Genomic DNA, 25477 nt, shown 5'->3' with positions numbered 1-25477 from the left:
AATCACCTTAAATCCTTTACTCCAGTTTCTAGTATTTCCATTTGCAATAAAGTCTGTTCATCAGTAATGGTCTTAGCTTTTCCATTTATGATTGCTTCATACAAATCATCATATACTCTGCCATAATCACCTTTTACAGATTTTACTTTTTCCTCGTGTATATCACCATTCTCATCAACATATGTAAGTACGCCGTAATGGTCAAAGGTATCTACACCAAAATCCTTATTTTCAGGCATATAAAATAGTTTTAAATGCTCTTCTTGACGATCCTTTGTTTGTTTTACAAAGCAACCTTTTTTCCCATACACAACAAAGCTTGGTCTTTCCTTCACTCTAAAGTAACTAGATTTTACCGAAACCTTTAAACTTCCATAATATAAATCTAAGTCAAAGTAATCATTCATCCTACCTGAACCAAGTAATTGTCTCACATCATAATGAATATCATCTGGTTTACCAAAATAACTAATTACTTGATCCAAAGTATGACAACCATGACCATATAAATATGATAATGAAGGTTTAAATTCCTTAATTGCTTGAGGCACCTCTGGTCTATAATAATCAAAATGCATTTCCAACTCTATTAACTCGCCTAGCTTTCCTTCTTCTATAACCTTTTGTACAGTTAAGAAGTCACTATCAAACCTTCTGTTTTGATAAGCTTGCACAATCAAGTTTTTTTCTTTTGCTAAAGCAAATATTTCTTTTGCCTCTTCTGATGTTTCCATAAACGGTTTTTCAACCAAACAATGCTTATTATGCTCTAATACCATTTTTGCATAGTCATAGTGACTGTTATGCATTGTACAAATAACAATCATTTGTATTTCTTGGTCATTTAACAATTCATCTAAATTAGAAGTATAGTTAACTCCATCAATTCTATCCCATTTTTCATTTTTAGGATTTCTTTGATAGATTGTTTTCACCTTTATATTTTCTCTTTGCAGAACAAATGGAAGATGATATCTGTTTGTGCTTTTACCATTTCCTATATAACCAATAGTAAGCATAGCAACCTCCTAAAATAATTTTTTGCCTATATTTTTTAAGTTGAACTACTACATATTATTATTTTTATGGATGTACCACTTCATAATAAAATTTATATTTTCAAATTCTTCTCTCAGAACCCAGAGGAGTTTTGAAAATAGTTTTCAGATTGAAGTGGTACATCTCTCTTTAGCTTTATTATAATAACTCCACTACTCTTTCTACAAACTAAAGTATTTCACCTAAAATGGTGAAATACTTTAAATGATTTAAAACGCAATTAATCCTATAGTCTAACATATAGAAGTTGTCTATACTTTTGACTATAGGATTAGTTAATTATAACTTACTTTTATAACCATTAACATACTCTGATATCATGTCTATATCATTTTGATCAATTTCAGGTTTTATTCTAATGAAAGGTATATTAGTAATATCAGCAATTGTTGAAGTTGTTATTATTAAATCTACACCTTTTAGATTTTCCTTATCTTCATACATAAATTCTTGATAACCATAAAACCCACAAACTTCTACTCTTTCTCCAAAGTAATTTTGAATTTTATCCTTAATAAGGCTTAATATTGACTCATCGTAATCACAAACAATTACAGTATTCAATTTATATTTCCATATTCCACACATAGATACCAAATGAAGAGTTATGTAAGCTAAATCAACAAGTGATACATCTAAATTCAATCTTCTCTTAATAATCGGTGCAATTTCACTAGCCATCTTAAATTCTGCCTTATAGGCTTTAACTACTTTTTCATCTATTTTATTTGATATACAGTGATTATATTTCAAGCGATTTATCATTGGAGCAATATATAAGATCAGCTTATATATGTAATCTGGATTATTCTTTAAGTCAACCTTGAATTTTTCATATAAAACTAGCAAGTATTCGTCTACTATTGAAATAGCTTCTTGTTTTTCAATATCTATAAATTCCGTTCCACTAATAAATTGCTTCGACTTAAAATACTCCTGCAAATTAAGCCATTCTGCTCTTGATAGATTCAAACCTTGTTGATCTTCTACTTTTTCACGTATTGCAGAGACTACATCCATTAACTCACTTTCTGCTTCATCAAAATCATTTAAATCAAACCCTAATTTATTACGCTTGATTGCAACCAATATTTCATAGCATAAAAGTTGATAGCTGTGCCCTGATAGAAAATATTTATATCTTCTACTTTCCTCGCTTACTATGTAGTAAATATCTTTAACCGCTGTAACAGCATCATTTTCTTCAAACAAGTAACTCCAGTATTTCAAAACAGTGCTTAAATTAATCCTTATTGCTAGAACCCAGCTTATAATATTTCTTTTATCTCTTTCAGTTGCATTAAGCGTAATTCCTTCAGTTAAAGAATAACTTATTCCTAGCTTCAGATTTCGCTTTAACCATTTATTTATAAACGTAATGTCATTATTTACAGTAGCATCTGACACACTTAAGGCTTCTACTAGCTCTTCTATTGTGATAACTTTTTTAATAGTCAGTTTTAGTAATATGTACATTTGTCTGTCTATAGGCGAACTGGGAGTTTCCTTTATGTATTCATAATCCAAAACTTCTCTAATAATATTATTTTTCTTTATAATATCTTTATATACTTTATTAAGTGAATAACCTTTTTTTATAGTAGCTTCTACTTTTACGTCATATTCCTTCAATAGATCATTGATTTCTTTAATATCATTTCTTATTGTGCGAATCGTAACATTACAAAGTCTAGCTAATTCATTTCCTGTGATGTATTCATCTGTATTTAAAATTATATTTAAAATATCTCTATGTCTTCGATTCAAATTTAGGGTCACCTACCTTGCTCCAATGGCTGAATACAATTTATATCTATTATATTTCTATACTATCATAAATAAAGAAATTTACTATATTAGTACTCTATTAGAATTAATAAAAACTCAGACTTCCTGCTCTAATCTAGCTCTTTCTTCAGGATCAGTCCAAACTTTTCCTCTAGCTTCACAATCTAACTTTTGTCTTTCCTTAATTTCTCTTTGCACTGTTGGCATTTCTTTCTCTAAATTAAAGAATATTAATATTATAATAAGTACTATATGTGCAATTACTTCAACTCCTACAAAGGAGAACGTGAACACATTTTTTATAGAATCTGGCTGCACAAAGCCTTGTGTTATTCCTGTTGCTGCATTGTATACAGGAGTTATGTATTTTCCTGATCTTCCAAGCATTAAGTTAAATAAACTTGCACTTAATCCAGAAGAAACAGTCATAATAAATATCATGATACTTGAAGAAATGCCGTCACATCTTATATTGCTCTTCCATTCAATATGATCAAGTACATCTGCAAATAAAGCTACAAATACGAAACCACAAGGAACGATACCTAAGTTTTTAATAAATTGTCCTATTATTACTAAAGCCATATTTGTTGGGAACATCCAGCATATTACTCCACCAATAACTGAAAGAATAAAACCTGCCAGCGTAACATTGCGATTCCCAAACCTTTTAATCAGAGGCAATATAACAAGCATACCTACCCCCATTGGAAAACCACCTACAACCGATATCATAGTTTGGGTTATACCATCGTTATATGAACCAAGCACATAATTACAATAATAAATAAGACTTGTATTTTTTAGGATGGCTCCAAAGTTAAATATAAGTTGATATGTTGCAAGTAATAACCAGTACTTATTTGTCATTACTGCTTTAATCTGTTGCTTAACTGATAACTTTTGTTTAAAAACTACAGACATATTTTCTTCTGTTATACGTTCTCTGGTAAAGTAGTATTCAATAAAAATTAATGGTAATGCAATTATTGATATCACAGACATTAACATTATCCATTTACCTTTATCAGCACCAATGATTGGCATTACTATCATTGGAAATATTAATGCTACTATTATTCCTGTAATTACCGTATTTGCAATATTACTTATTACAGATAAAGTTCCACGTTGAGCTGTATTTCTTGTTGAAAGTGGAACCATAAGATTATGCCCAGCAATATACATTACCGATGCCATCCCAAAATATAAATTAAAGGAAATAACTATCCATACTAGTTGTACTGTTATGCTTGCTTTGGGTATTGTAAACATCAGTATTCCAGATACAGTTATAAACGGCGCTGATATTAATATCCATGGCCTAGCTTTTCCTTGCTTTGACTTAGTTCTATCTAATATAACTCCCATTATCAAATTCATAGCACCATCAAATAACCTTGAAGCTAATGGGAATATGGTCAGAAATACAACTCCATATTTAAAAACCTTAGGATCAGTTAATTTGAGTACATCAGTATAGTAAATATTAATGTATCCCATTATTAACGCATTCATTAGTGCAAACCCAGCTGGTCCAACAAGATAACCAAGCCATTTTTCTGCGCCAGTTACGTTAAGAGATTTAATTTTACTATCAAAAATCTTTGCTCCCATCAATTGTTTTATTTGCGTTTCTGTTTTCATAAAAAATTTCCCCCATTATTATAACCTCTTCTTTTAATCTAATATGGTTTTTAGGTATTTTCATTTTAAAAAATGATATTTCTACCTTTATTAGATTTTTTATGTATCTGCATTTTTCAACGTACATGAAGAAATTTTGTCAGGTAACAAGTTCTTCTTTTTTTACGCACTATACCCCAGTGTTTCCTTTAGATTATATTTAATATAAAAATTTAATTCTATAAACTTAACATTTGTCCACATTTGTTCACCTTTCTTAAACATAAAGAAGGTTTAAATTTCCAAACTAATTATAAAAATTTTTTTAATTTCTTTATTGTACTATTTTTTGTTTTTGGTAGCACAATAAGTATTTCTAAATAAAATTAAAAGGAGATTCTCTGCTACCCGCAAAAGTAATCTCCATAATTTAATATATACTATTCGCCCTTCATACCTATTGCCTCTGATTTTCCATCTAATATATCCAAGCATAGCTTAACTGAATCACCTATAGCTTTATCTATATCATCTGGTTCTACCCCTAATTTTTCTACAATTATGCTCTTTCCAATAAAAGTGTTTGCAGTCATAACTTTTGCAAATTCAACCATCTTAAGACCGCCGTCAATATTATTCTTCTTTTGTTCTTTAACAATGGATCTACATCCATAAGCATACATCCAAGTTGGAATTGTAATTATTTTTTTATCTGGAATTCCCATATACTTATGGAATATTCTTAACATCTCTTTCCATGTCATATTGTAATAACCTACCGGATAGTTGTTTCCACCAATATTGTTTTCTATGGCACCTGCTATGCACTGAGCAACTTGTTTAACTGTAACCATAGTTGTACCACCCTTTGGATACATGGTAAAACTCTTCATACTCCTAATTTGTTCTATTAAGAATGTCCATACAGGCTTTCTTCCTGGTTGAGTACCAAAAATATATGGCAATTCTAAGACCGCTACATTCATATCTTTATCAGCAAAAGATAGAGCCATCTTTTCTTGATCAACTCTACTTCTTATATAAGGATGAGTAGCTGCTAACTTCCATTCTGGATTAGTTCTATCAAAGTATGCAAAGTAAGACCCTAAAATAACTACATGTTTTACATGACATTCCTTTGCTATGGTTAATAGCCTTTTTAATGGTGCAATATTGAACTTGTAGAATAAATCATATATCGGCGCTGGTCCTTCTACTCTTTCATCCACTCCTGCAGCAAATACAAACCCTTCGCACCCAGTCATCTGCTTTCTAATTTCTTCATCAGACATTTCCATATAATTTCCTAATGATAATTCCATTTCCTTCGGGATATTTGCACCTGTTGGTATAGGTGGTAAGGATATAGAGGATACACTATGTCCTCTTTTTATTAACTCCTTTGCTCCCTCTGAACCTAGTAAACCAGTTCCGCCAATCATAAATATTTTCATATAACTACACTCTCCTAAAACAATTTTTCCATCCCAACATTAAGCTTAGACCTATTTGTTTTTATTACTCTTAATAATTTTCCTAAACCCCTTTATCATATGACCATTAGCAGCTTCAACAAAGAATTCTGCAACATTTAAAGGCATACTATCTGGACTGAATAGTGGCATTGATTTCATAGGATTATCCGAAGCGCTATCCATAAGCATCCTAAAACCAGGATTTGTGTAATCAACTTTCCCGCCATTATTCTTAGCAATAATTTTTTCCATATCCTTGTACATAATCTTACATATAAGGCTAGTCTCTTTCATTTCCTTAATAGAACTAGTCATATCGTAAGTACCCTTTATTTGAGGAACATAATCCTCATAGTTATGGTAGATAGTTACAAAGTCCTTCCTGCTCGGAATACCACTCAAAGAGTAATACCATGTACTACAATTTTTTCTAACAGGTTTTTCTCCCTCAAGCTCAATATGCTTTTCAAGACGAATATCCTTAATACTCGCACCAATTTGCAATGCATAAATCCCTTCTTCTATTATCCAATCCTTCTTATCTTGGTCGTATACTGCAAAACTTCTTTTATCTAAATTAAACCTAACTTGTTTACTTTCGCCTTTTTCTAATTGTACCTTTGCAAAGCCTTTTAGTTCTTTTGATGGACGATATACACCACCAGTAGATGCTGCAACATACAACTGTACGACTTCTGCACCATCAAACTCACCTACATTTTCAACGTTAGCCGTTACTTCAACATCATATAGCCCTAATTTTTTAACTTGTAGGTTTGAATACTTAAATTCTGTATAAGATAATCCAAATCCAAATGGATATCGTACTGGAACTTTTGCAGTCTCAAAATATCTATAACCACAATACATGCTTTCAAAATAAGCTCCTTGCTTTGGATTCTTATTAAAGTAAGTACTACTTACTACATCTTCATATATAAAAGGATAAGTTTCTGTAAGCTTTCCACTTGGATTCACCTTACCAAATACTATATCAGCAGCTGCTAAGCCACCTGCTTGACCAGATAATTGCATATGCAGTATAGCTTGAACCTTTGCAGCCCATGGCATCTCTATTGCAGATCCTCCAACAATTATCACTATGATATTTTCATTTACCTCCGCAACTGCTTCTATTAACTTAATCTGATTGGCTGGGATTCTCATATGTTCTCTATCAAAGCCTTCACTCTCATAGATATCAGTGAGGCCTATGCATAAAACTACTGTATTTGATGTTCTTGCAGCTTCAACTGCTTCTTTTAACAAAGCATCATCCTCTACATCCTTTAGACTGTATCCAGAAAAAAATCTATTCTTTCCAGCATACTCTCTAATTCCATCAAGTAAGCTACTTAGTTTTGTTGGTGTTACTAAAGAGGATCCATTTCCTTGATATCTTGGAATTTTAGCTAGTTCTCCTATTATAGTAACTTCTGAATCATCTTTTAAAGGAAGAAGCTTATCGTCATTTTTCAAAAGAATTCCACCAGCTGCGGCAATCCTACGAGCTAATTTATGATTTTTATCATGAAGTTCTTTTGTCACTGATTCTTTATTTCCCTTTGTTGTTCTTTCTATAAGAGTTAATAAACGATCTACTGCTTGATCAATATACCTCTCATCTAACAGTCCATCTTCAACTGCCTTCTTAACCTCTTTATCGAAGCGGCCTTTGCTTCCTGGCATCTCCAAATCCAGTCCGGCTTTAAATCCATCTATACGATTGTTCATAGCTCCCCAGTCAGTTATAACAGCTCCATCAAATCCCCATTCTTCACGAAGAATATCTGAAAGGAGTCTTTTGTTATCACTACAATAAGTACCTTCAACTTTATTGTAGGCACACATAACCGTAGTAGGTTTTGCTTCCTTAACTGCTGTCTCAAAAGCAGGCAAGTAATATTCTCTAAGTGCACGCTCATCAACTAATACGTTAGTGCTCATCCTCTTAAGTTCTTGATTATTCAATGCAAAATGCTTTAGAGAAGTACCAACCCCATTACTTTGCACTCCCTGTATCCATGCTGCTCCAATCTTTCCCGACAAAAATGGGTCTTCACTGAAATACTCAAAATTACGACCACATAAAGGGTTCCTTTTCATATTTACCCCTGGCCCTAATACTATATTAATATCTTCTTTTACAGCTTCTTTTCCAATTGCATCTCCCATTTCACGAATAAGATCAACATCCCAAGTTGCAGCAGCTGCACTTGCTGTAGGAAAACATGTTGTAGCAATACTTGCATTAAGGCCTAGATGATCACTTTCACCAACTTGCTTTCTCAGTCCATGAGGACCATCTGACAAAAATAAAGACTTAATACCATACTGCGAAAATTCCTGCGTCTCCCAAAAGGATTTTCCAGAACATAATGCTATTTTTTCTTCTAAGCTCATTCTTTCGATAATTTTTTTATGTTTCATAATTTCCCCCGAATTGATAGAATATAATTTAAAATTATAAAGGTTTACAAAAATTATTAATTGTATGATTTATAGTTTTTTGTACTTATCATCTTATAAATTAGGATTTGTTTAATATTATTGTTGAAACTAAAGCATTCCTTTGGAAATACTATATGCATTCGCTACTAAGATAAATGATTTTTGGAGGTAGAACGGCGTAAAGTTAAAATTAATGCATTTGAAATGCTAATAAAATGAACCCCAAAAAGTGTCTTCATATCCAATCACTCTTGGGGTTTATTGAGTCTTAGTCTCTTTTCATATCCTTTATAATACTTGCATCATAGTAATTAGCTTCATCTTTGTCATGCAGTGGATACCATACTTGTGCAAAGAATGGATTTCTCTTTGCTTCTTCATCATAATTCCATGGTGCTGGAAGACAATCTGGACACCAATGTCCTCCTAATAAAACCAAAGCAGGACTTGCTTCAAATTCATGGGCAAAAGCACATTGCCATTTAAGCTTTGTATATAAATCTCCCTTCACCATAGTATGTGACAAACATTTTCCACCTCTAAATTTAGCAGCTTGTCTCATATCGTTTATGTCCAGTTCTGATTTAGGTTTACTTTCATCATATCCATGATTTAATCTTCTTGGAGTTCTTGAAGGTTCAACATACTTATATTCTTTCCAGGTTGGTATGGCCTGCCATTTTTCTTTTGAACCGAAGAAAGAAGTTATTCTATCCTTAACATCGTGTTTCATCCAATACATGGTTCCAATCTCTTTGTTTGCCACAGGCTCAATTATAAACTTCTTAATTATCCCTGATGGTACAAACTTCGCCAGTTTCATCTTAAATGGTGCCTTCTTACCTAGTTCTGCAATAAATTCGTCTGCAGAACCACTTCTAAAGTGAAGATATTCTTCAAGTACATCTGAATCTTCATACCATTGTCCGTGGAAGTTTCTTGTTGCAAACCAATTTAAATCAACAACCTTTTCGAATTCCATCCCTAACGCTTTAAAGCTCTTTTGCATAAATTCATAGTTTGTTGTTCTGTACTTTTCTCCCCCGCCAATATTATAAACTCTTCTCCAAAACTCTTCTGGTACATCTTCTTCACAAACATTAGCTAAAAGTCTTCCTGAATCCTTTGCTGTAGCCCACTCAAATACACCTTGCACTGGTTCATGGAACATTATTGGATCTAGATTGTTTAACATAGCAGGGTATAATACTCCTGTTTGTCTTAAAGACACCCAGTATTTAAGCCCTGATTCTATTACTTCCCTTTCGGCTATAGTCTTTGTTATAGCATAGTTATCATATACACTAATTTTTATTGGATCTCCAGTTCTCCCCCAGTGTACTGGAGGATTTCTGTCACCTGTTTCAGCAATTGTTCCTATGTAAACTAGCTTAATTTTATCAGGATCTTTTTGAGCTTTTATTGCTCTTATTATATTTTTAACTGCTCCGATGTTTACCTTTGTAGTAACCGTAGGAAGATAGTCTGCTGCAGGGGAAACCATACCACCGACATGAAGTACATAATCAGAGCCTTGGACGCATTCTAGTACATCATTATAATTGGTTAAATCTCCCCATACTATCTTTACTCCTGGTTCATTTTCATACACTGACATTATTTGCTTATCTCTCTGTGTCGGTAAAACCAATGCTACTATATTAAATTTATCTCTTCTATCTAGTAACTGTTTAAAGCCTTGATGTCCCATATTTCCTGATGCGCCAGTTAAAAAAATTGTCTTTTTATTCTTCATAATTCTTCACTCCTATTTCTACAGCTTTAATTTATTTGACTTAATTTATTGAAATTAAATGAATCTTTCATCCAATTTGTTAAAATAAAAAACCAGTAGTTGATTAATAAGTTTTCTTTTTTCCTCTACGTTTTCAGTGCTTGCTAGAATTGTAAACATTCCATCTATTAAAATGGTGGCAAATACATATAAAAACTGGTCACAATTATCAAGCCCTTGTTTTGCGAATAAATCTAAATACTCAGATTTTAACCTTATATTCACTAGTTTTATTAAATCATCCTTTGCATTTTCATAACCTGTTCCCTTGCTCTTGTACATCATAATCATAAGTTCCGTGCTATAGCTTAAATCTACTTTCATTGTTCTATCTACTATATCGATCAGATTAAAATTCACATCTACATCCGACGAAGTGGGTAAAAACTTATTAAATATTACGGCAGTAATATAACTATGAACAGGCTCTACAATGGCATTAAATAACTCTTCTTTATTCTTAAAATACCTATAAATATTCCCTATAGCTACACCTGCATTTAGAGATATATTTTTCATAGAGGCTTTCTCAAAGCCATTCTGCTTAAACTCTTCTAAAGCAGCTTTCATTATTTCTAACCTTACTTCTTCCTTTAGGTACTGCATAAGTGAATTACCTTTCATTATTTAAGTACAATATTGACTTGGCTTTATATTAATACTTTAAGAATCAAAATAATTGTATTATCTTTAGTTTTTTGTACTTATAATCGTTTTACAAATAAAACTTTTAACTTTTTAATAAATGTACTATTTTTTATTAGTTATGCTATAATTACCTTACTTTAAATAAAGTATTGCTTAGAAGGAGACTATGTAATGGAATTAGCAGATAAATCTATGGTATTAATAGATGATTTGAAATATATGTGCAGTAATATATTTGGAATGCTTCGAGTTCCTATAACTTTCTTAGACAGTAAAGGTGAGAGTATTCTCCAATTTCCAGATGAATACATATCAAACCCACTTTATCCAGATTATTTAACTCTATATGAACAATTCTTAGATAGTATTGAAGAAACAACTACTGTTTTTACAAATTCCACAAAATTTTTTGAGAATTATGCCTTTGTAGTTATTCGTGATGATCATAAATTTATAGGAACTATTATTATAGGGCCTTGTCTTTTTTCTGAAATAAATATAGAAGCTATCGATGATCTTATAAAGAATTTAAACATTCAAGTTAAGCATAGAAAGGATTTGCTTTATTACTACCAGCGCATGGCAGTAATAAGCTATGATACTCTAATAAACGCTTGTTCAATCTTTCATTATTTTATATACCATGAGCAGTTGAGTATAGTAACTTTGACAGAAAACGCAGATATTTATGATAAATCTTTTTCTCAGATAAAATATTCATTTTCAACAACTGAAAGAAAGCAAGATTTTGAAAGCTATATGCTAGAAAATATAAAAAATGGTTTTTCTCATCACTCGCCTAAATATGAGTTTGAGCTACTTAATTATATAAAAGAAGGGAATAAAGATAAATTAATAGAGTTTCTAGAAAAAAGACCTGCTGAAAAGTATGGAAAACCTTACAAAAATCCACTTAGAGATCAAAAAAACCTCTTTATATCTTTTATTCCACTAGTTTCCCACGCAGCTATTGAAGGTGGACTTGATTGGGAATTAGCTCTAAGCTTAGGGGATTATTATATTCATATTGTAGAGGAAGAAAGTAGCATAAAAGATATCTTAAACCTTTATCCTAAAATGTTTATTGATTTTGCAGAGAGAGTAAAAATAGCTACTGCCACTCATTCTACTCCAATCATAAAGTGTAAAAACTACATTTTTGAACATTTATTAGATAAACTTTCTTTATCAGATATCGCTGAAGCTACTGGTATGAATCGAAGTTATCTATCTCACTTATTTAAAAAAGAAATTGGATTGACTATTAGTGACTATATTCAAAGTGAACGAATTGAGTTAGCAAAGAAAATGATACTTACTTCCGATGAATCCCTATCAGATATTTACACTACTTTAGGTTTCATAGATCAAAGTCATTTTACAAAAGTGTTTAAGAAATTTACAGGAGTAACTCCTAAAGAATTTAGATTAAATCATAAACATACTTAACCGTTATACATATTTATATATTTTCTTCAGAATTTAAGTAAGGTGATTTAAATTGCTAAAAATATTGTGCAATTAAATCACCTTACTTAATGATTTTAGAGTTAATTTATTATTCTAAAATGTTAGTTCTAATAAAATCATATTTATTAATTTTATGAAAAGCGTCGTATAAATGCTTTCAATTCACTATAATATTTTTTCTTTTCAGGTATCGGGAATAGCGGAAAAACATGACAAAGACCATCCCATACATGAGTCTCAACATATCCTCCAGCACTTTTCACCTTCTTTTCCAACAATAAAGAATCATCAAGTAGCATTTCCTCAGTTCCTACATCTATCCTAAGTGGTGGAAAATCCACAAAGCTTCCGTTTATAGGAGATATATAAGGATTATTTAAATCAGCAGTTCCAATATAAGTATTTCTGATTTCCAAATCAAAGTTTCTAGATATAATACAGTCTACTTTTTCTTTCTCTTTTCTTGATGCCAGATTTCCACTAAAATCAGTTGGTGGTGATATAACACATATTGCTTCAGGTTTTCTCATTTTTTCATCAATAATATAGTGTGTAAGTGCCAGTGCAAGATTACCTCCTGCCGAATCTCCAAGTATAATTATTTTGCTATTTTTAGCTATTCCATCTTTAATCCACTTATAAATTGTCATACATTCTTCAAGTTGAGTTGGATACTTATACTCTGGTGCAAGTTTATATTGAATCGAAATAACTTTTGTGTTTAGGTTATGTGCAAGTTCTGCTGCAAATGGCCTCGCACTTATTAAAGAACCATTATTAAATCCACCACCGTGAATATAATAGATTATATTATCATTTAAAGTTTTTTGCGGACTTAAAATTTCAATAGGGATTTCGTTTACTTTATATTGTTCAATCGATATATCTTTTTTTATTTTTAGTTTTGCAGCTCTTGCATCATTCTTATCTCGTTGCCCTCTGTAATCCTTTGGAAAATTAGGATCGTATATTTCTTTAGTTTTCATCAACATTTTTATAAAAAACTTCATTCGAAGACTTGCCATTCAATTTACACCTCATTTACTTTTATTTTCATTGAGTCACTTTTACATAGATTAATTTGATTATCTCTTCTTTTATAATTTAGTGCTCCTAATAGTTCCTCTTATCTATTAGAAAACTATAATATCCTGAACCAACCTTACAATAAACACTATTATTTTGTATTTCTAGATTACAGTCATTAGGAAATTCTACCACCTTTTCTATCAAATCAACTGGCAAAATTATGGTGGCTTCCGTATTAACAGGCACATCTACTTGAACATGCAATTTATTGTCAATATATTCCCACTTACTTTTAATCTGACCATTTATAGAATTATAAGTTGCTTCAGCTCTAGTCAAGGATCCTCCTGGTTTAGGAGCAACAGTGAATTTCTTATATCCATCGACTGGTTCTTTTATTCCAGCCACGGAACGGAACAGCCATCCAATAATAGCTCCATATGCATAGTGATTCATTGAATTTTTCGGTTTTCCTTCTTCATTGACTCCATCCCAGCATTCCCAAATAGTTGTTGCTCCTTTTGTCACTGCATACAACCAGCTTGGAATAGTTTTCTGTTCAAGCAAACGGTAAGCTGTATCTAAATATCCGTAACGCTCAAGCACTTCACATATGAAAGGCGTTGATAAAAATCCAGTATTAATGTGATAGTTGTTTTTGATAACTAATGAATTTAAATTATCAGCGACCTTTTGTTCATCCTCTTTTTCTAGAAGTCCAAACATTAATGGGCGAACATACAAGCACTGTCTCTCCGAATTTATATTATTTCTTAAAAATTCATACTGGTACGCTTTCTTTGAATTTTCAGCTGCTTTTGCATATTTTTTAGCATTTTCCTTATATCCTAATATCTCGCTTACTTCTGCTAATAATTTACAAGAATAATGCATATATGCCGTCGCAGTCTCTGGACATCCAAAAAAAACAATATTAGAAATGTATGCATTTGTTTGACCAGGTTCCAACCATTCTCCCCAATGGAATCCAGTATCCCATAAATATTTTTTATATCTGTTTCTAGAAAATTTTCGTAAAAGATGTGACTTTTGAGCTTCTCCTAACTCAAAGTCAACCCAAGCTTTCATCGAATCATAATTTTCCTTTAAAACTTGAGTATCTCCATACTGCTTGTACAACTTATAGGGAATAATAACAATTGCATCTCCCCAACCTGCACTTCCATCAAAGAACGAAAACTTTTTATCTGGCATAGGTGCTATATTAGCAATTTTACCATTTGGCGATTGGGTAGCACGTAAATCTGCCAGCCATTTTCTAAAAAACTGTAACCCATCCATAAGCATAGTTCCAGTCTCAACATATACCTGTGCATCTCCAGTATACCCAGATCGTTCTCTTGTAGGACAATCTGTAGGTACATCAACAAAGTTTGATTTTTGACTCCACTTTGTATTTAAAACTAGTTTATTTATCAACTCATCTGAGCACGTAAAACTACCAGTTTCTGAAACATCTGAATACACAGCATATGCAGTAAAGTCTTCCGGAAATGGTTCATAAGGCCAATTTTTTAATAGAACATATCTAAACCCGAACACTGTCATAGAAGTTTTATAATATTGATTAGCTTTTTCAGAAACAATATAGTTTACTTCTTGCTTCATATGTGGCTTTTTTTCAGATAAAGGTTCTAGATGCTTAAGTGTAAAGTTTCCATCCTCATCCAATGCTTCTCCATGAATCAGTGTTATACAAGTTCCTTTTATTTCTTTGCTTCCTTTTATATCGAAAGACACATACCCAGACATATTTTGTCCAAAATCTAATACTGTTTCTCCATTTGGTGTGGAAAGAATCTTAGGTTTAAATTGTTCATGTTCAGTAATAGGAACACTGTTTGAACCAATTAATGTACTATTATCCCATCTATACTCAAGTACTCCATGCCAACTTGAATCATCATAATATGACTCTGACCACTTTCCTAAATAAAAATTGGCATCATAAGTTTCACCTTGCTGCACATCATTAAACCTTATAAAACCTCCTTGAGAAGCTTTCCATGAAGCATCACTGATTACTGTTTTTCTTACTCCATTTTCATAAACTAATTCTAGCTGTAATAGCAGAGCTATGTTATCACCATAAATATTTCTTTTACGATTCATTCCATTCATACCTCTAAACCATCCATCACCAAGTACTACACCAACAGCATTATCTCCATCAAAAATATAATCTTTCACATCATAAGTTTGAACTTGTAAACGCTTATTATATTGAGTTGTCCCTGGAGTCAGCACTTGGTTCCCTACACGTTTACCATTTATATAACATTCATAAAGGCCACAAGCAGTAGCATATAATTTTGCTTCCTTCAATTTTCCTTCAACTTTAAAATCTTTTCTTACATAAGATGCTGGATATCTTTTTTCAGGATTTGTTTCAAGCTCTGGATTAATCCATTTTGCACTCCAATCTTCCTTTCCAAATAATCCTGTTTCAAAGTAGCCTATATCACTATAATCACTCTCTTGTCCATCCTGATCCCAAACCTTTACACACCAGTAAATACGACTCCTACTTTGTAGATCTGGTTCATAAGGAATATGGCAGATATTATCACTGAATACCTTTCCACTATTCCATATATAAATTTCTTTCCGTAGGTTCTCCTCACTCTCTGCAGCAATAATCTGAAAAGCACTCTGTTTCTGATACTTTTTATTTGAGTCGCTTATAAGACTCCAACTAAGCTTAGGTTGCTTTATTGTAATTCCAATTGGATTATTCATCAATTCTGTTTTTAAATTTATAGGTTTCAACACTTTCTCTCACCTCTTTAAATAATGCTTTAATCCTTCTTGACATAACAAAATATCAATTTATTTAAATTATATAAATACACCTTAACAAACGAATGAATGTCTCCCGCTACCAATTGTCTTTATGTCTTTTCCTAATTTCAATTGTGCAGTGACACCTACAGGAATCTCTACTTGTAAAATTACCTTTCCTTCTTCCTTCTTCCATTGAACATATATCGTACCATGAATAGAATCGTAATGTCCCTTTGCCCAATCAAGACCACAATCAAAATCAGGAGTAATTAATACATCATTATAACCAACCCCCAAGTTTCTTATTCCAAGAATATTGCGGTATATCCAATCTCCAACACATCCAAAGGCATAATGATTGAAGGAACATCCATCTCTCGATCCATCAGGCTTAATAGCATTCCAGGATTCCCACATTGTAGTTGCTCCATGTTCTACCTCATATAACCATGACGGACACTGATTTTGATATAGTAGCTTGTATGCTATATCTTTTCTTCCATTTTCACTAAGCACATCTAATATATATGGTACTGACATAAATCCAGTATCCATACAATCATTATTAGCCTTTATTAAATCAACTAAACGATTCAGCAATAGTTCACGTTTTTCTTCTGATACCATATTCATCTGAAGTGCCAAAACATAAAGTCCTTGTAAATCATTTTTTAGTTTTCCATCTTCCATTAAATATTCTTCTTCAAAGGCTTCCCTAATTCGTTTTCCTAATTTTCCGTAGTATTCTGCCTTTTCCTTATGTCCTAAAAGCTCGTTTACTTCCTTCATTATATCTGTCATAGATGCAAATAAAGCTGTTGATACAGTATGACCTGTAAGGAAAGAAGATGCAGGTCCATCTGCAAACCCTGCAGCATTCTTAACGCTTGGAACTAACCATTCACCAAAATGAAAACCTGTATTAATCAAATAATGCTGATTTTCTAAATGACGTTCGCTCATTAATTCCGCTTCAGGAGGCAGCTGATCATAAGCTGATTTTTCTACAAAATTAACCCATGCTGACATCGCCTCATAATTTATTTCTAGAACCTTCTTATCTCCATAAATCTGATATAACTGCCAAGGAAGTGTAACAACTGCATCTCCCCATCCTAAAGAACCCCCTAAGCTCATATGAATATAACTTTTAACCATCGGAACAGTATTTAGAACCTGACCATCTGGAAGCTGTTCTAATCTTACGCTCTTCAGCCATTCCTCAAAGAATTTATACATATTCTGATTGAAACAAGCAGTCTTTCCATACACCACAACATCTCCAGTCCATCCAGCCTTTTCTCTTGTGGGACAGTCAGTTGGAACTCCTATAGTATTAGCCCTCTGACTCCACATTATGTTCTGCTGTAAGCGATTAAGCTTTTCATTCGAGCATTGGAAACTTCCACTTATCTCGTTATCTGAACTGATTACAATTCCCTTAAACTGCTCTTTTTTCAATGTACCCTCAAAGCCTTTAATTCGTACATATCTAAATCCATGATAGGTGAATCTTGGTTCGAAAACCTCTTCCCCCTCTCCACTTAAAACAAATACATCCTTTTGTTCTCTAGTGGAATTTGAGAATGGATAAATAAAGTTCCCATTCTTATCAAGTTCTTCTGTATGTTCAAATGTTACTTCTGTTCCTGTTTTTCCTTGCATTACTGCTCTAAGATGACCTGCAATATTCTGTCCAAGATCTAAAACAGTATCTCCCTGTGGAGTCACTAGTATATCTTTTATATCTAACTCTGCAACTGTTCTTATTGGCTCGTTTGTTTGAACTTCAATATTTTCATAGCCATAATTCATTACATGAACAGGCTTCCAGTTAGAAGCATCCATATCAGTTAACGCGAAGTTTTTAACCTTCATGCGTGCATCCTGCTTTTCTCCTGTGAATAGGTCTGCATAACGTACATGTCCATCATAACTGTAAACAAAATTTTCATCTGAGCAGATACATTCAGTACTTCCATCCTCATAGGTAACATGAAGTTCCATCAGTAATGCCGGATTATCTCCATAATCATTACCTTTTCCTATAGCGATTTTTCCTTTATACCAGCCATCTGCAATCGTTACTCCGATGGCATTATCTCCTTGTGATAAACCTTTGGTAACATCATAAACCTGATATTTTAGTAGTTTATCATAAGAAGTAAACTCAGGTGCTAATTGAACATCAGATACCCTATCTCCATTAATTTTAAATTCGTATACACCGTGAGCTGTCATATATAAACGAGCCTTATGGATTTTTCCACTTAGCTTAAACTTCTTATACATCATTACTGCTGGATGATATGGCTGAGCTGGAAGTGTCTCCATTAACTTATCAACATCAACATACTCAGCTTGCTCTCCTCGCATTGTCTTCATCACAAATTCCATCCACTTGTTTCTTGTTATATCTAATGGATTTTCATCTAATGAAGGTAATTTATCCGGTTCAATAAACTTAGCTTTCCATTCATCTTTATCTAAAAATACAGTTTCAAATGTGGCGTTTTCAGTTGCAGTCTCTCCTCGATTGTCCCAAACTGTGACATTGTAGCAATACTCCGATTTTGAATCTAAGTCCCTTCCGGCATAGCGTATACCATGAGTTCCTCTATTCTCTTGCTTACCGCTATCCCATACAATTTCATTTCCTTTTCTTACTATAAGCTGCCATGCAGCTTGATATATATTTAAACCATCAGATTCAAGCTGCCAGCTAAACCTTGGATTTTTTGTATCAACAGTTAGAGGATTAGTCCTATATTCACATTGTAATTTCTTGATTTTAAGCATAAGATTATTCCTACTTTCTCATATTCTTATATATGCCTGCATTTACAAGCATCATCTAAATCTAATAAATACTTTAACCAATAGTTATTTATGTTTTTTCTTTTATTAAGTTATTCTTTAAAAACAAGTAAATTATGTCATTCCCAATTGAATTAATTAAATACTCACATCTAAAAAATATTGTTTCATTTCATCTCTCCTACTATTTTCAGCTTTCATAAGAATTACCAAACTTTTGTATTTTTTAATTTAAATATAACTAATAGCTCATCTACAAGATTTTTATAAAACTCCAATCTTTTTTCATTTATTTTCCCGATTCCACCTAGTAGTATTCTTATTCATGCTATAGAGAAACAATAAGCTTTTAGTCCCATTTCCATCATCATAGCCACATCTTCTTTATAACGATGATAATGATCACATGCTAAAGCATCATTATTACCATTCTTTATTTTGTCAAAAGCATAATGTCCTCCTTTTATATAAAAATATTTTCAGTTCATTAATCCTGTATACAAATAGAATTCTAAATGTTTTCAAGAAATTTTTATTGTATAATAATTAGATATTGGTATTAAACTCACCAAATTTATTTATACGTATTAAAAAAGAGATGCTTCCGCTCAAAGCAAGAAACATCCAATTATTTACAATTTTATTAATGAAAATATTTATGTGAATTTATGTTTTTATTCTGACTTATAACTTTTATTTAATGTATCAACTACCATTTGGAACAATGGTTGTATATCTGGTGCACTTGATAAAACCTCTGCTAACGTATTTTGGTAAACAAGCTTTATCATAGGATTATCAAGCATCTGTGGTGCATATTGAGTAAATATTTGCACTGCTATAGGTTCATTCATTATTTCCTCTAATTTAGTGTCCATAGAGAACCTTTCCTTTTCTAAAGAAGTCTCAGTAACATACTCGTAATGATACGATCCTGATCCTATTTCAATTGGATTTTCTTGTTCTGGTAGATATACTATGGCTGTTGTGTTAGCAGGAATCTCTATGTCAACCTTTATACATTTGTCCTTACAAATCCATGCACTCTTTATTTCACCATGAACTGACTTAAAGGTTGCACTTACTGAATTAATTCCCTTTATAAATTCAGGCTTAATCAAGATTTTCTTATAACCTGGTTCAAGTGCATTTATACCTGCCAATCTCTTGTACATCCACTCTCCAATAGAGCCATATGCATAATGATTCAAAGAGTTCATGCCTGAAACATCGAAATCACCATTAGGTAATATTGAATTCCATCTTTCCCAAATAGTTGTTGCACCTTTTTTTACAGAATATAACCATGAAGGGTAATCTTCTTGTAAAAATATAGTTCCTGCTAAATCATGAAGGTTATTGTCTGATAAAGCATGGCATATATAAGGAGTTCCTACAAAGCCAGTGGAAAGATGATTTTTATGATTAGCTATGTTTGTTGCTAATGCACTTACTATACGTTCCCTATACTTTTCTTCCGCTAAGTCAAAGTGAAGTGCTACTACACAGCCAGTTTGAGTTTCACTAACCATTCTTCCTGTCTTAGTAATGTATTCATCATTGAATGCTATCTTTATTTTTTCATATAGTTCATCATAAATCTTTGCATCTTCATTTTTATTAAGAATTTTAGCGGCTTTTCTTACTATATCTGTAGAGTAAGCATAATAAGCATTTGCTACCAAATACTTGTCTGTAGCCCCTGTCCTATCTGCGCTTTCTTCCTTATCTAAAGCCAGCCAATCTCCATATTGGAATCCAGTCTGCCATAATCCATTTTCTCCACAACGTGAAGTAATGAAATCTACCCAGCCTTTCATGCTTTCATATTGATCTTCTAGTATCCTCACATCTCCATAGGTTTGATAAATTACCCATGGTATTATAGTTGCCGCATCACTCCAAGCAGATGCTCCTTCTTGTGCTCCTAAGATATTAGGAATTACATGTGGTACTCCTAATTCTTTTGTTTGCTCTGAAGCAAGATCACGAAGCCATTTTGTAAAGAATAAGGCCACATTATGGTTATAGGCTGCTGTAGCTGCAAAGACTTGAGCATCCCCTGTCCATCCAAGTCTTTCATCTCTTTGAGGACAGTCTGTAGGAATATCTAAAAAGTTATCTCTCTGACTCCACTGAATATTACTTTGTAATTGATTTACAAGGGGATTAGAACAAGTAAAACTTCCTGTCTGTTCCATATGCGTATGCATTGCACAAGCAGTGAAATTTTCAAGCTTTATTTCCTCTAAACCTTCTATACAAATATATCTAAATCCATGAAAAGTAAAGTGAGGTATAAAAGTTTGCTCTTCTCCATTACATATATATACATCATGAGAAACAGCCTGTCTAAGTGTCTCTGGATAGAAGTTACCATCTTTATCTAATACTTCTGCATGCTTTATAGTGATCTTTTGTCCTACTGTACCTTTTACCTTTACTTCAACAAAGCCGGTTATGTTTTGTCCGAAGTCTATTAATCTTTCTCCCTTTGGAGTAACTATAAATTCTTTTGCTGATAGTCTTTCAGTGATTCGTACTGGCTCACTTTCTTGACCCACTATAATATTCTTATCAAATGAAAATAGCTGAACATCAGATACTTCATCTTCTATATAACATGAATCAATAGTTTCGCCCATATAGATTTCACTGCTACGAATAGCTCCTGTTGTTACCTTCCAACTTTCATCAGTTCCAATAATCTCCTTGGTTCCATCTACATAATTGATATGAATTTCAGCTAAAGCAGCTACTCTATCACCATAGATATTAGGAGTGCACATAAATCCAAATATTCCTTTATACCATCCATTACCTATAGTAATCTCAATCTTATTATCTTCTTTAAGCATTCCATCTGCTTTATAAGTTTGATATTGAAGCCTCTTCTTATAATTAGTCCATCCTGGAGCGAAGTAAGTATCTCCTATCTTCTCACCGTTAATTTTAATTTCGTACACGCCTAAAGCTGTAGCATACACACGCACAGTATCTATTTCTTTTTCTGTCTTAAATTCTTTTACAAATACAGGGCAAGCCTGTTCTTCCGCTTCAAAATTATGAGTGATCCAATCAGCCTTTAGATTTGTACCTTTTAATAATCCTGTCTCAAAGTAACTTTCAATACATGACTGATTACCCTTGTTATCCCATACTTCAACTAATACATTATATAAACTACATGGCTCAAGTTCTATACCTTGATATTCAACTAAAACAGAAGAGTTACTATCAACTCTACCAGTGTTCCAAACCGTTTCACCATCTTTTGTAACTAGAATGCTATAAGCCGTCTGTAAAACATTTTTTTCATCTGATGCTATAATCCAAGAAAATCTAGGTTTTCTCACATCTAATCCAATAGGCTTTGCTTGATACTCAATACGTAATTCTTCTAATCTCATAAAATTGCTTCCTTTCTTCCTTTACTTCCTATATGCATTGTCCATTTAATCGTGCTAAATCACAAAAATTTAATATCTAAAGTTTTTAACTATATTGTTTAATTAAGATGTTACTACAGAGCTGATATATGAACTTACAAATAAAATCCCGCAGTTTCTATAGATGTAGCATAATCAGAAACAAAATCAAGTTTTTAAAAGTCAATTATAAAATCATATATAGTTACACCTTAATTTCAATATAATACTTTGACATATTTAATTTTAAAGGTTTTCATCCAAACTTTATTGTATTATTATTAGTATTTAGTATAAAACTTATATGTTATAACAAAATTTTTACGCTTTCATATATAACAAAGAGATATTTTCTTCTTTTTAAATATAAATTTAGGAGCTGTATACAAATATTTAGTACAACAGCTCCAACTTTTTAAATCATATATTAAGTCTAGTTGGATCCATTTACTGCCTGTAATATTCCTTGAAGCATTTCTTCAGTAAATGATCCATTACTCATTGCTACAGCAGCACGCAATACTGTTCCCTTCATCATTTCTTGAGGATCTGTTCCAAGTCCATCTAAACTTGCTGATGCATCAACCGATGATGCTGGAGTCATTGCCTGCATTACTTGTGCTCCTATAGGATGCTCCATTAGATCTCCAAAAGTTGAATGTTTAGTTAAAACTTTTTTTAAATTAACTGTTGACTGCACTTCTAAAGTTTCTCTTAAAACTATATGTCTAGAAGATTTTCCAACTAAAATCTCAAAACTTCCAGTTTCTACATGCCAATCCTTTAGATTTACATTATAGTATGCAAAAGCTCTTTTATCTAATGTAAAGACAACTGTTTTTTCTTCGCCAGGCTTCAAACTTACTTTTTCAAAGCCTTTAAGTTCTTTTTCTGGACGGGATATAGAACTTTCTACATCTTTAACATATAACTGCACTATTTCTTTTGCTTCTATATCTCCTGTATTTTTCACTTTAACAGTTACAGTAACTGTTTGTTCATCCGTTATTGATTTTTTATCTAATTTGATATCACTATACTCAAAACTGCTATAACTTAATCCGTACCCGAATGGGAATAAAGGTTCTATATCTCTAGTGTCATAATGCCTATAACCTACAAAAACGCCTTCTTTATACTCAACCTTTTCGTCATCTCCAGGAAAATTTAAGTACGAAGGATTATGGCAAAGTTTCTTTGGGAAAGTTTCTGCAAGCTTACCTGATGGACTAACAACTCCAAAAAGTAAGTCTGCTATGGCACCTCCTAAAGCTTGTCCTCCCAAGTAACCTTCTAAAACAGCTTTTACCTTTCCAAGCCAAGGCATCTCAATTGGTGCTCCATTGCTTAGCACAACTACAATATTACTTTGCACTTCTGCCACTGCTTCTATTAATTTAATATGATTGTCTGGTATTCTTAAATGCTTTCTATCAAAGCCTTCTGACTCATATCTATCAGGCAATCCTACAAATATAACAGCAACTTTTGCATTTTTAGCAGCTTCTTTGGCATCATTTATTAACTCTTTGTCAATCTCATCACTTACTAAATCATAGCCCTCTGAATATGTTAGCTTTGCATTGCTACCAGCTAGCTTTTCTAACTCTTCATATATATTATCAATTTTTGTAGGGTTTATATGAGAACTTCCCCCACCTTGATATCTAGGTTTCTTTGCAAAAGCTCCAATAACTGCTATAGATTCGATACGCTTCAAAGGAAGTATATTATCTTCGTTCTTTAGAAGAACCATAGATTCTCTCGCCACTTCTCTGGCTATATCATGATGAATTTCTTTAGAGTAAACTGAATTCACTTTTTTATTTTCAATTGCTCTAAATACTACCTTTAAAACCCTTTCTAAGGCCCTATCGATAATCCTTTCGTCAAGCTTTCCACTTTTTACTGCTTCTAAAAGTTTTTTGTCACCAATGCCCCCACTATTAGGCATCTCTACATCCATTCCAGCTTCAACACCTCTATCTCTATCAACAACAGCTCCCCAGTCAGATACTACAAAATCTTCAAAGCCCCATTCATCTCTAAGAATTTCAGTTAACAGTCTATTATTTTCAGAACAAAAATCACCATTTACCTTATTATAAGCTGCCATTACAGTCCAAGGTTTACCCTGTTTTACTGGTTCTTCAAAGCTTGCAAGATATATCTCTCTTAAAGTTCTTTCATCTACTATTGCATCTATAGACATTCTTCTATGTTCTTGGTTATTTACTGCAAAGTGCTTAAGTGAAGTACCTACCCCTTGACTTTGCACCCCTTTTATAAAGCTTGTAGCCATCTTTGAAGACAAAAATGGATCTTCTGAGAAGTATTCAAAGTTTCTTCCGCATAATGGTGAACGTTTAATATTTACACCTGGCCCAAGAAGTATTGAAACTCCTTCTGCTTGAGCTTCCTCCCCTAGTGCTATTCCCACTTTTTTTGCTATTTCTTTATCCCATGAACATGCTAATCCAGCTGCAGATGGAAAGCAAGTTGCTGGAATACTTTTATTTAATCCCATATGATCACTTGCACCCTCTTGTTTTCTTAAGCCATGAGGTCCATCTGCCATCATGATTGCTGGTATACCTAATCTCTCAATGTCTCTTGTATACCAAAAATCTTTTCCCGAACATAAACTCACTTTTTCTTCCAAGGTCATTTCTGAAATCAACTTTTTTATATCTCTTTCCAATTTTGATTCTCCTTTTATTTGATTTTTTACTATAAATCTATTTACTATTTTAGATTGTTTCGAAAATCTTTTATTGTACTTATATTATTTAATTGTATATTTTTCACTTTGTTTTATAATTAAATTTTCCATTCTATTTACTACTATAAAATTATTATTTTTAATAATTAAAGTTCTAATAAAATCCATACTTGGTTACTTTGTTAAACCACTTTCTCAAAGCCAGTATCTGATTCATTCTTTATTAAATATCTCACAGACAAGACTTATATATAAAAATTACTGCATTACAACCTGTGTACTGCAGTAATTTTTTATACTTCATTAATTATTCTTAATTACAAAGCAGTACCTAAGTAAACTATTTCTAAAATACCACTTTTAT

The 25477-nt window shown here is 32.4% G+C and carries 14 protein-coding genes; 1 reads left to right on the top strand and 13 read right to left on the bottom strand.

From position 1 onward, the window contains the following. Positions 1–2: 2 nt before the first annotated feature. The 7 genes from bsdtw1_RS03640 to bsdtw1_RS03610 all read right to left on the bottom strand — a co-directional run bounded on the left by bsdtw1_RS03640 (position 3) and on the right by bsdtw1_RS03610 (position 10800). Positions 3–1019: an oxidoreductase gene (locus bsdtw1_RS03640; protein WP_183276245.1), complete on the bottom strand. Its 1017-nt coding sequence runs from the start codon at positions 1017–1019 to the stop codon at positions 3–5. A 319-nt stretch (positions 1020–1338) separates the two neighbouring features. Continuing rightward, entirely contained in the window at positions 1339–2826 is a 1488-nt protein-coding gene (locus tag bsdtw1_RS03635) for a BglG family transcription antiterminator (RefSeq protein ID WP_183276244.1), read from the bottom strand. 117 nt (positions 2827–2943) lie between these two features. Beyond that, positions 2944–4494 carry an MFS transporter gene (locus tag bsdtw1_RS03630; RefSeq protein WP_183276243.1) on the bottom strand — a complete coding sequence of 517 codons (1551 nt, stop codon included), beginning with the start codon at positions 4492–4494 and terminating at the stop codon, positions 2944–2946. Between the two features lie 419 nt (positions 4495–4913). Next, on the bottom strand, positions 4914–5927 hold the full coding sequence (locus bsdtw1_RS03625) for an NAD-dependent epimerase/dehydratase family protein (RefSeq protein ID WP_183276242.1): 1014 nt from the start codon (positions 5925–5927) through the stop codon (positions 4914–4916). Positions 5928–5978: 51 nt separating this feature from the next. Continuing rightward, complete coding sequence (locus bsdtw1_RS03620) at positions 5979–8378, bottom strand: glycoside hydrolase family 3 C-terminal domain-containing protein (RefSeq protein ID WP_183276241.1); 2400 nt, start codon at positions 8376–8378, stop codon at positions 5979–5981. 289 nt (positions 8379–8667) lie between these two features. Further along, a complete protein-coding gene (locus bsdtw1_RS03615) occupies positions 8668–10155 on the bottom strand; it encodes an NAD-dependent epimerase/dehydratase family protein (RefSeq protein ID WP_183276240.1) in 1488 nt (495 codons plus the stop codon). A 54-nt stretch (positions 10156–10209) separates the two neighbouring features. Continuing rightward, positions 10210–10800 carry a TetR/AcrR family transcriptional regulator gene (locus bsdtw1_RS03610; RefSeq protein ID WP_183276239.1) on the bottom strand — a complete coding sequence of 197 codons (591 nt, stop codon included), beginning with the start codon at positions 10798–10800 and terminating at the stop codon, positions 10210–10212. A 213-nt stretch (positions 10801–11013) separates the two neighbouring features. Here bsdtw1_RS03610 and bsdtw1_RS03605 point away from each other — a divergent pair, with 213 nt between their 5' ends. Continuing rightward, positions 11014–12291 carry an AraC family transcriptional regulator gene (locus tag bsdtw1_RS03605; RefSeq protein ID WP_183276238.1) on the top strand — a complete coding sequence of 426 codons (1278 nt, stop codon included), beginning with the start codon at positions 11014–11016 and terminating at the stop codon, positions 12289–12291. 152 nt (positions 12292–12443) lie between these two features. On the opposite strand, the gene bsdtw1_RS03600 is transcribed toward bsdtw1_RS03605, so the two are convergent. The 6 genes from bsdtw1_RS03600 to bsdtw1_RS03575 form a co-directional block, all read right to left on the bottom strand. Further along, positions 12444–13337 carry an alpha/beta hydrolase gene (locus bsdtw1_RS03600; RefSeq protein WP_183276237.1) on the bottom strand — a complete coding sequence of 298 codons (894 nt, stop codon included), beginning with the start codon at positions 13335–13337 and terminating at the stop codon, positions 12444–12446. Positions 13338–13425: 88 nt separating this feature from the next. After that, positions 13426–16134, bottom strand: coding sequence for an alpha-L-rhamnosidase (locus bsdtw1_RS03595; RefSeq protein ID WP_183276236.1), 2709 nt, complete (start codon positions 16132–16134; stop codon positions 13426–13428). An 81-nt stretch (positions 16135–16215) separates the two neighbouring features. After that, positions 16216–18945: an alpha-L-rhamnosidase gene (locus tag bsdtw1_RS03590; protein WP_183276235.1), complete on the bottom strand. Its 2730-nt coding sequence runs from the start codon at positions 18943–18945 to the stop codon at positions 16216–16218. 341 nt (positions 18946–19286) lie between these two features. After that, complete coding sequence (locus tag bsdtw1_RS23700) at positions 19287–19400, bottom strand: family 1 glycosylhydrolase (protein ID WP_371874747.1); 114 nt, start codon at positions 19398–19400, stop codon at positions 19287–19289. 237 nt (positions 19401–19637) lie between these two features. Then, positions 19638–22373, bottom strand: coding sequence for a family 78 glycoside hydrolase catalytic domain (locus tag bsdtw1_RS03580; RefSeq protein WP_183276234.1), 2736 nt, complete (start codon positions 22371–22373; stop codon positions 19638–19640). Between the two features lie 451 nt (positions 22374–22824). Further along, a complete protein-coding gene (locus tag bsdtw1_RS03575; RefSeq protein WP_183276233.1) occupies positions 22825–25092 on the bottom strand; it encodes a glycoside hydrolase family 3 C-terminal domain-containing protein in 2268 nt (755 codons plus the stop codon). Positions 25093–25477: the final 385 nt, after the last annotated feature.

The sequence above is a fragment of the Clostridium fungisolvens genome, assembly GCF_014193895.1.
In the GTDB taxonomy this organism is placed as follows: Bacteria; Bacillota; Clostridia; order Clostridiales; family Clostridiaceae; genus Clostridium_AR; species Clostridium_AR fungisolvens.
This window is presented reverse-complemented; position numbering and strand designations above follow the sequence as displayed.

Bases quoted from the DNA above. Each gene is read 5' to 3' on its own strand.
- bsdtw1_RS03640 (WP_183276245.1), bottom strand. From the start codon at position 1,019: ATGCTTACTATTGGTTATATAGGAAATGGTAAAAGCACAAACAGATAT.
- bsdtw1_RS03610 (WP_183276239.1), bottom strand. From the start codon at position 10,800: ATGCAGTACCTAAAGGAAGAAGTAAGGTTAGAAATAATGAAAGCTGCT.
- bsdtw1_RS03580 (WP_183276234.1), bottom strand. From the start codon at position 22,373: ATGAGATTAGAAGAATTACGTATTGAGTATCAAGCAAAGCCTATTGGA.
- bsdtw1_RS03625 (WP_183276242.1), bottom strand. From the start codon at position 5,927: ATGAAAATATTTATGATTGGCGGAACTGGTTTACTAGGTTCAGAGGGA.
- bsdtw1_RS03590 (WP_183276235.1), bottom strand. From the start codon at position 18,945: ATGCTTAAAATCAAGAAATTACAATGTGAATATAGGACTAATCCTCTA.
- bsdtw1_RS03600 (WP_183276237.1), bottom strand. From the start codon at position 13,337: ATGGCAAGTCTTCGAATGAAGTTTTTTATAAAAATGTTGATGAAAACT.
- bsdtw1_RS03615 (WP_183276240.1), bottom strand. From the start codon at position 10,155: ATGAAGAATAAAAAGACAATTTTTTTAACTGGCGCATCAGGAAATATG.
- bsdtw1_RS03605 (WP_183276238.1), top strand. From the start codon at position 11,014: ATGGAATTAGCAGATAAATCTATGGTATTAATAGATGATTTGAAATAT.
- bsdtw1_RS03630 (WP_183276243.1), bottom strand. From the start codon at position 4,494: ATGAAAACAGAAACGCAAATAAAACAATTGATGGGAGCAAAGATTTTT.
- bsdtw1_RS03620 (WP_183276241.1), bottom strand. From the start codon at position 8,378: ATGAAACATAAAAAAATTATCGAAAGAATGAGCTTAGAAGAAAAAATA.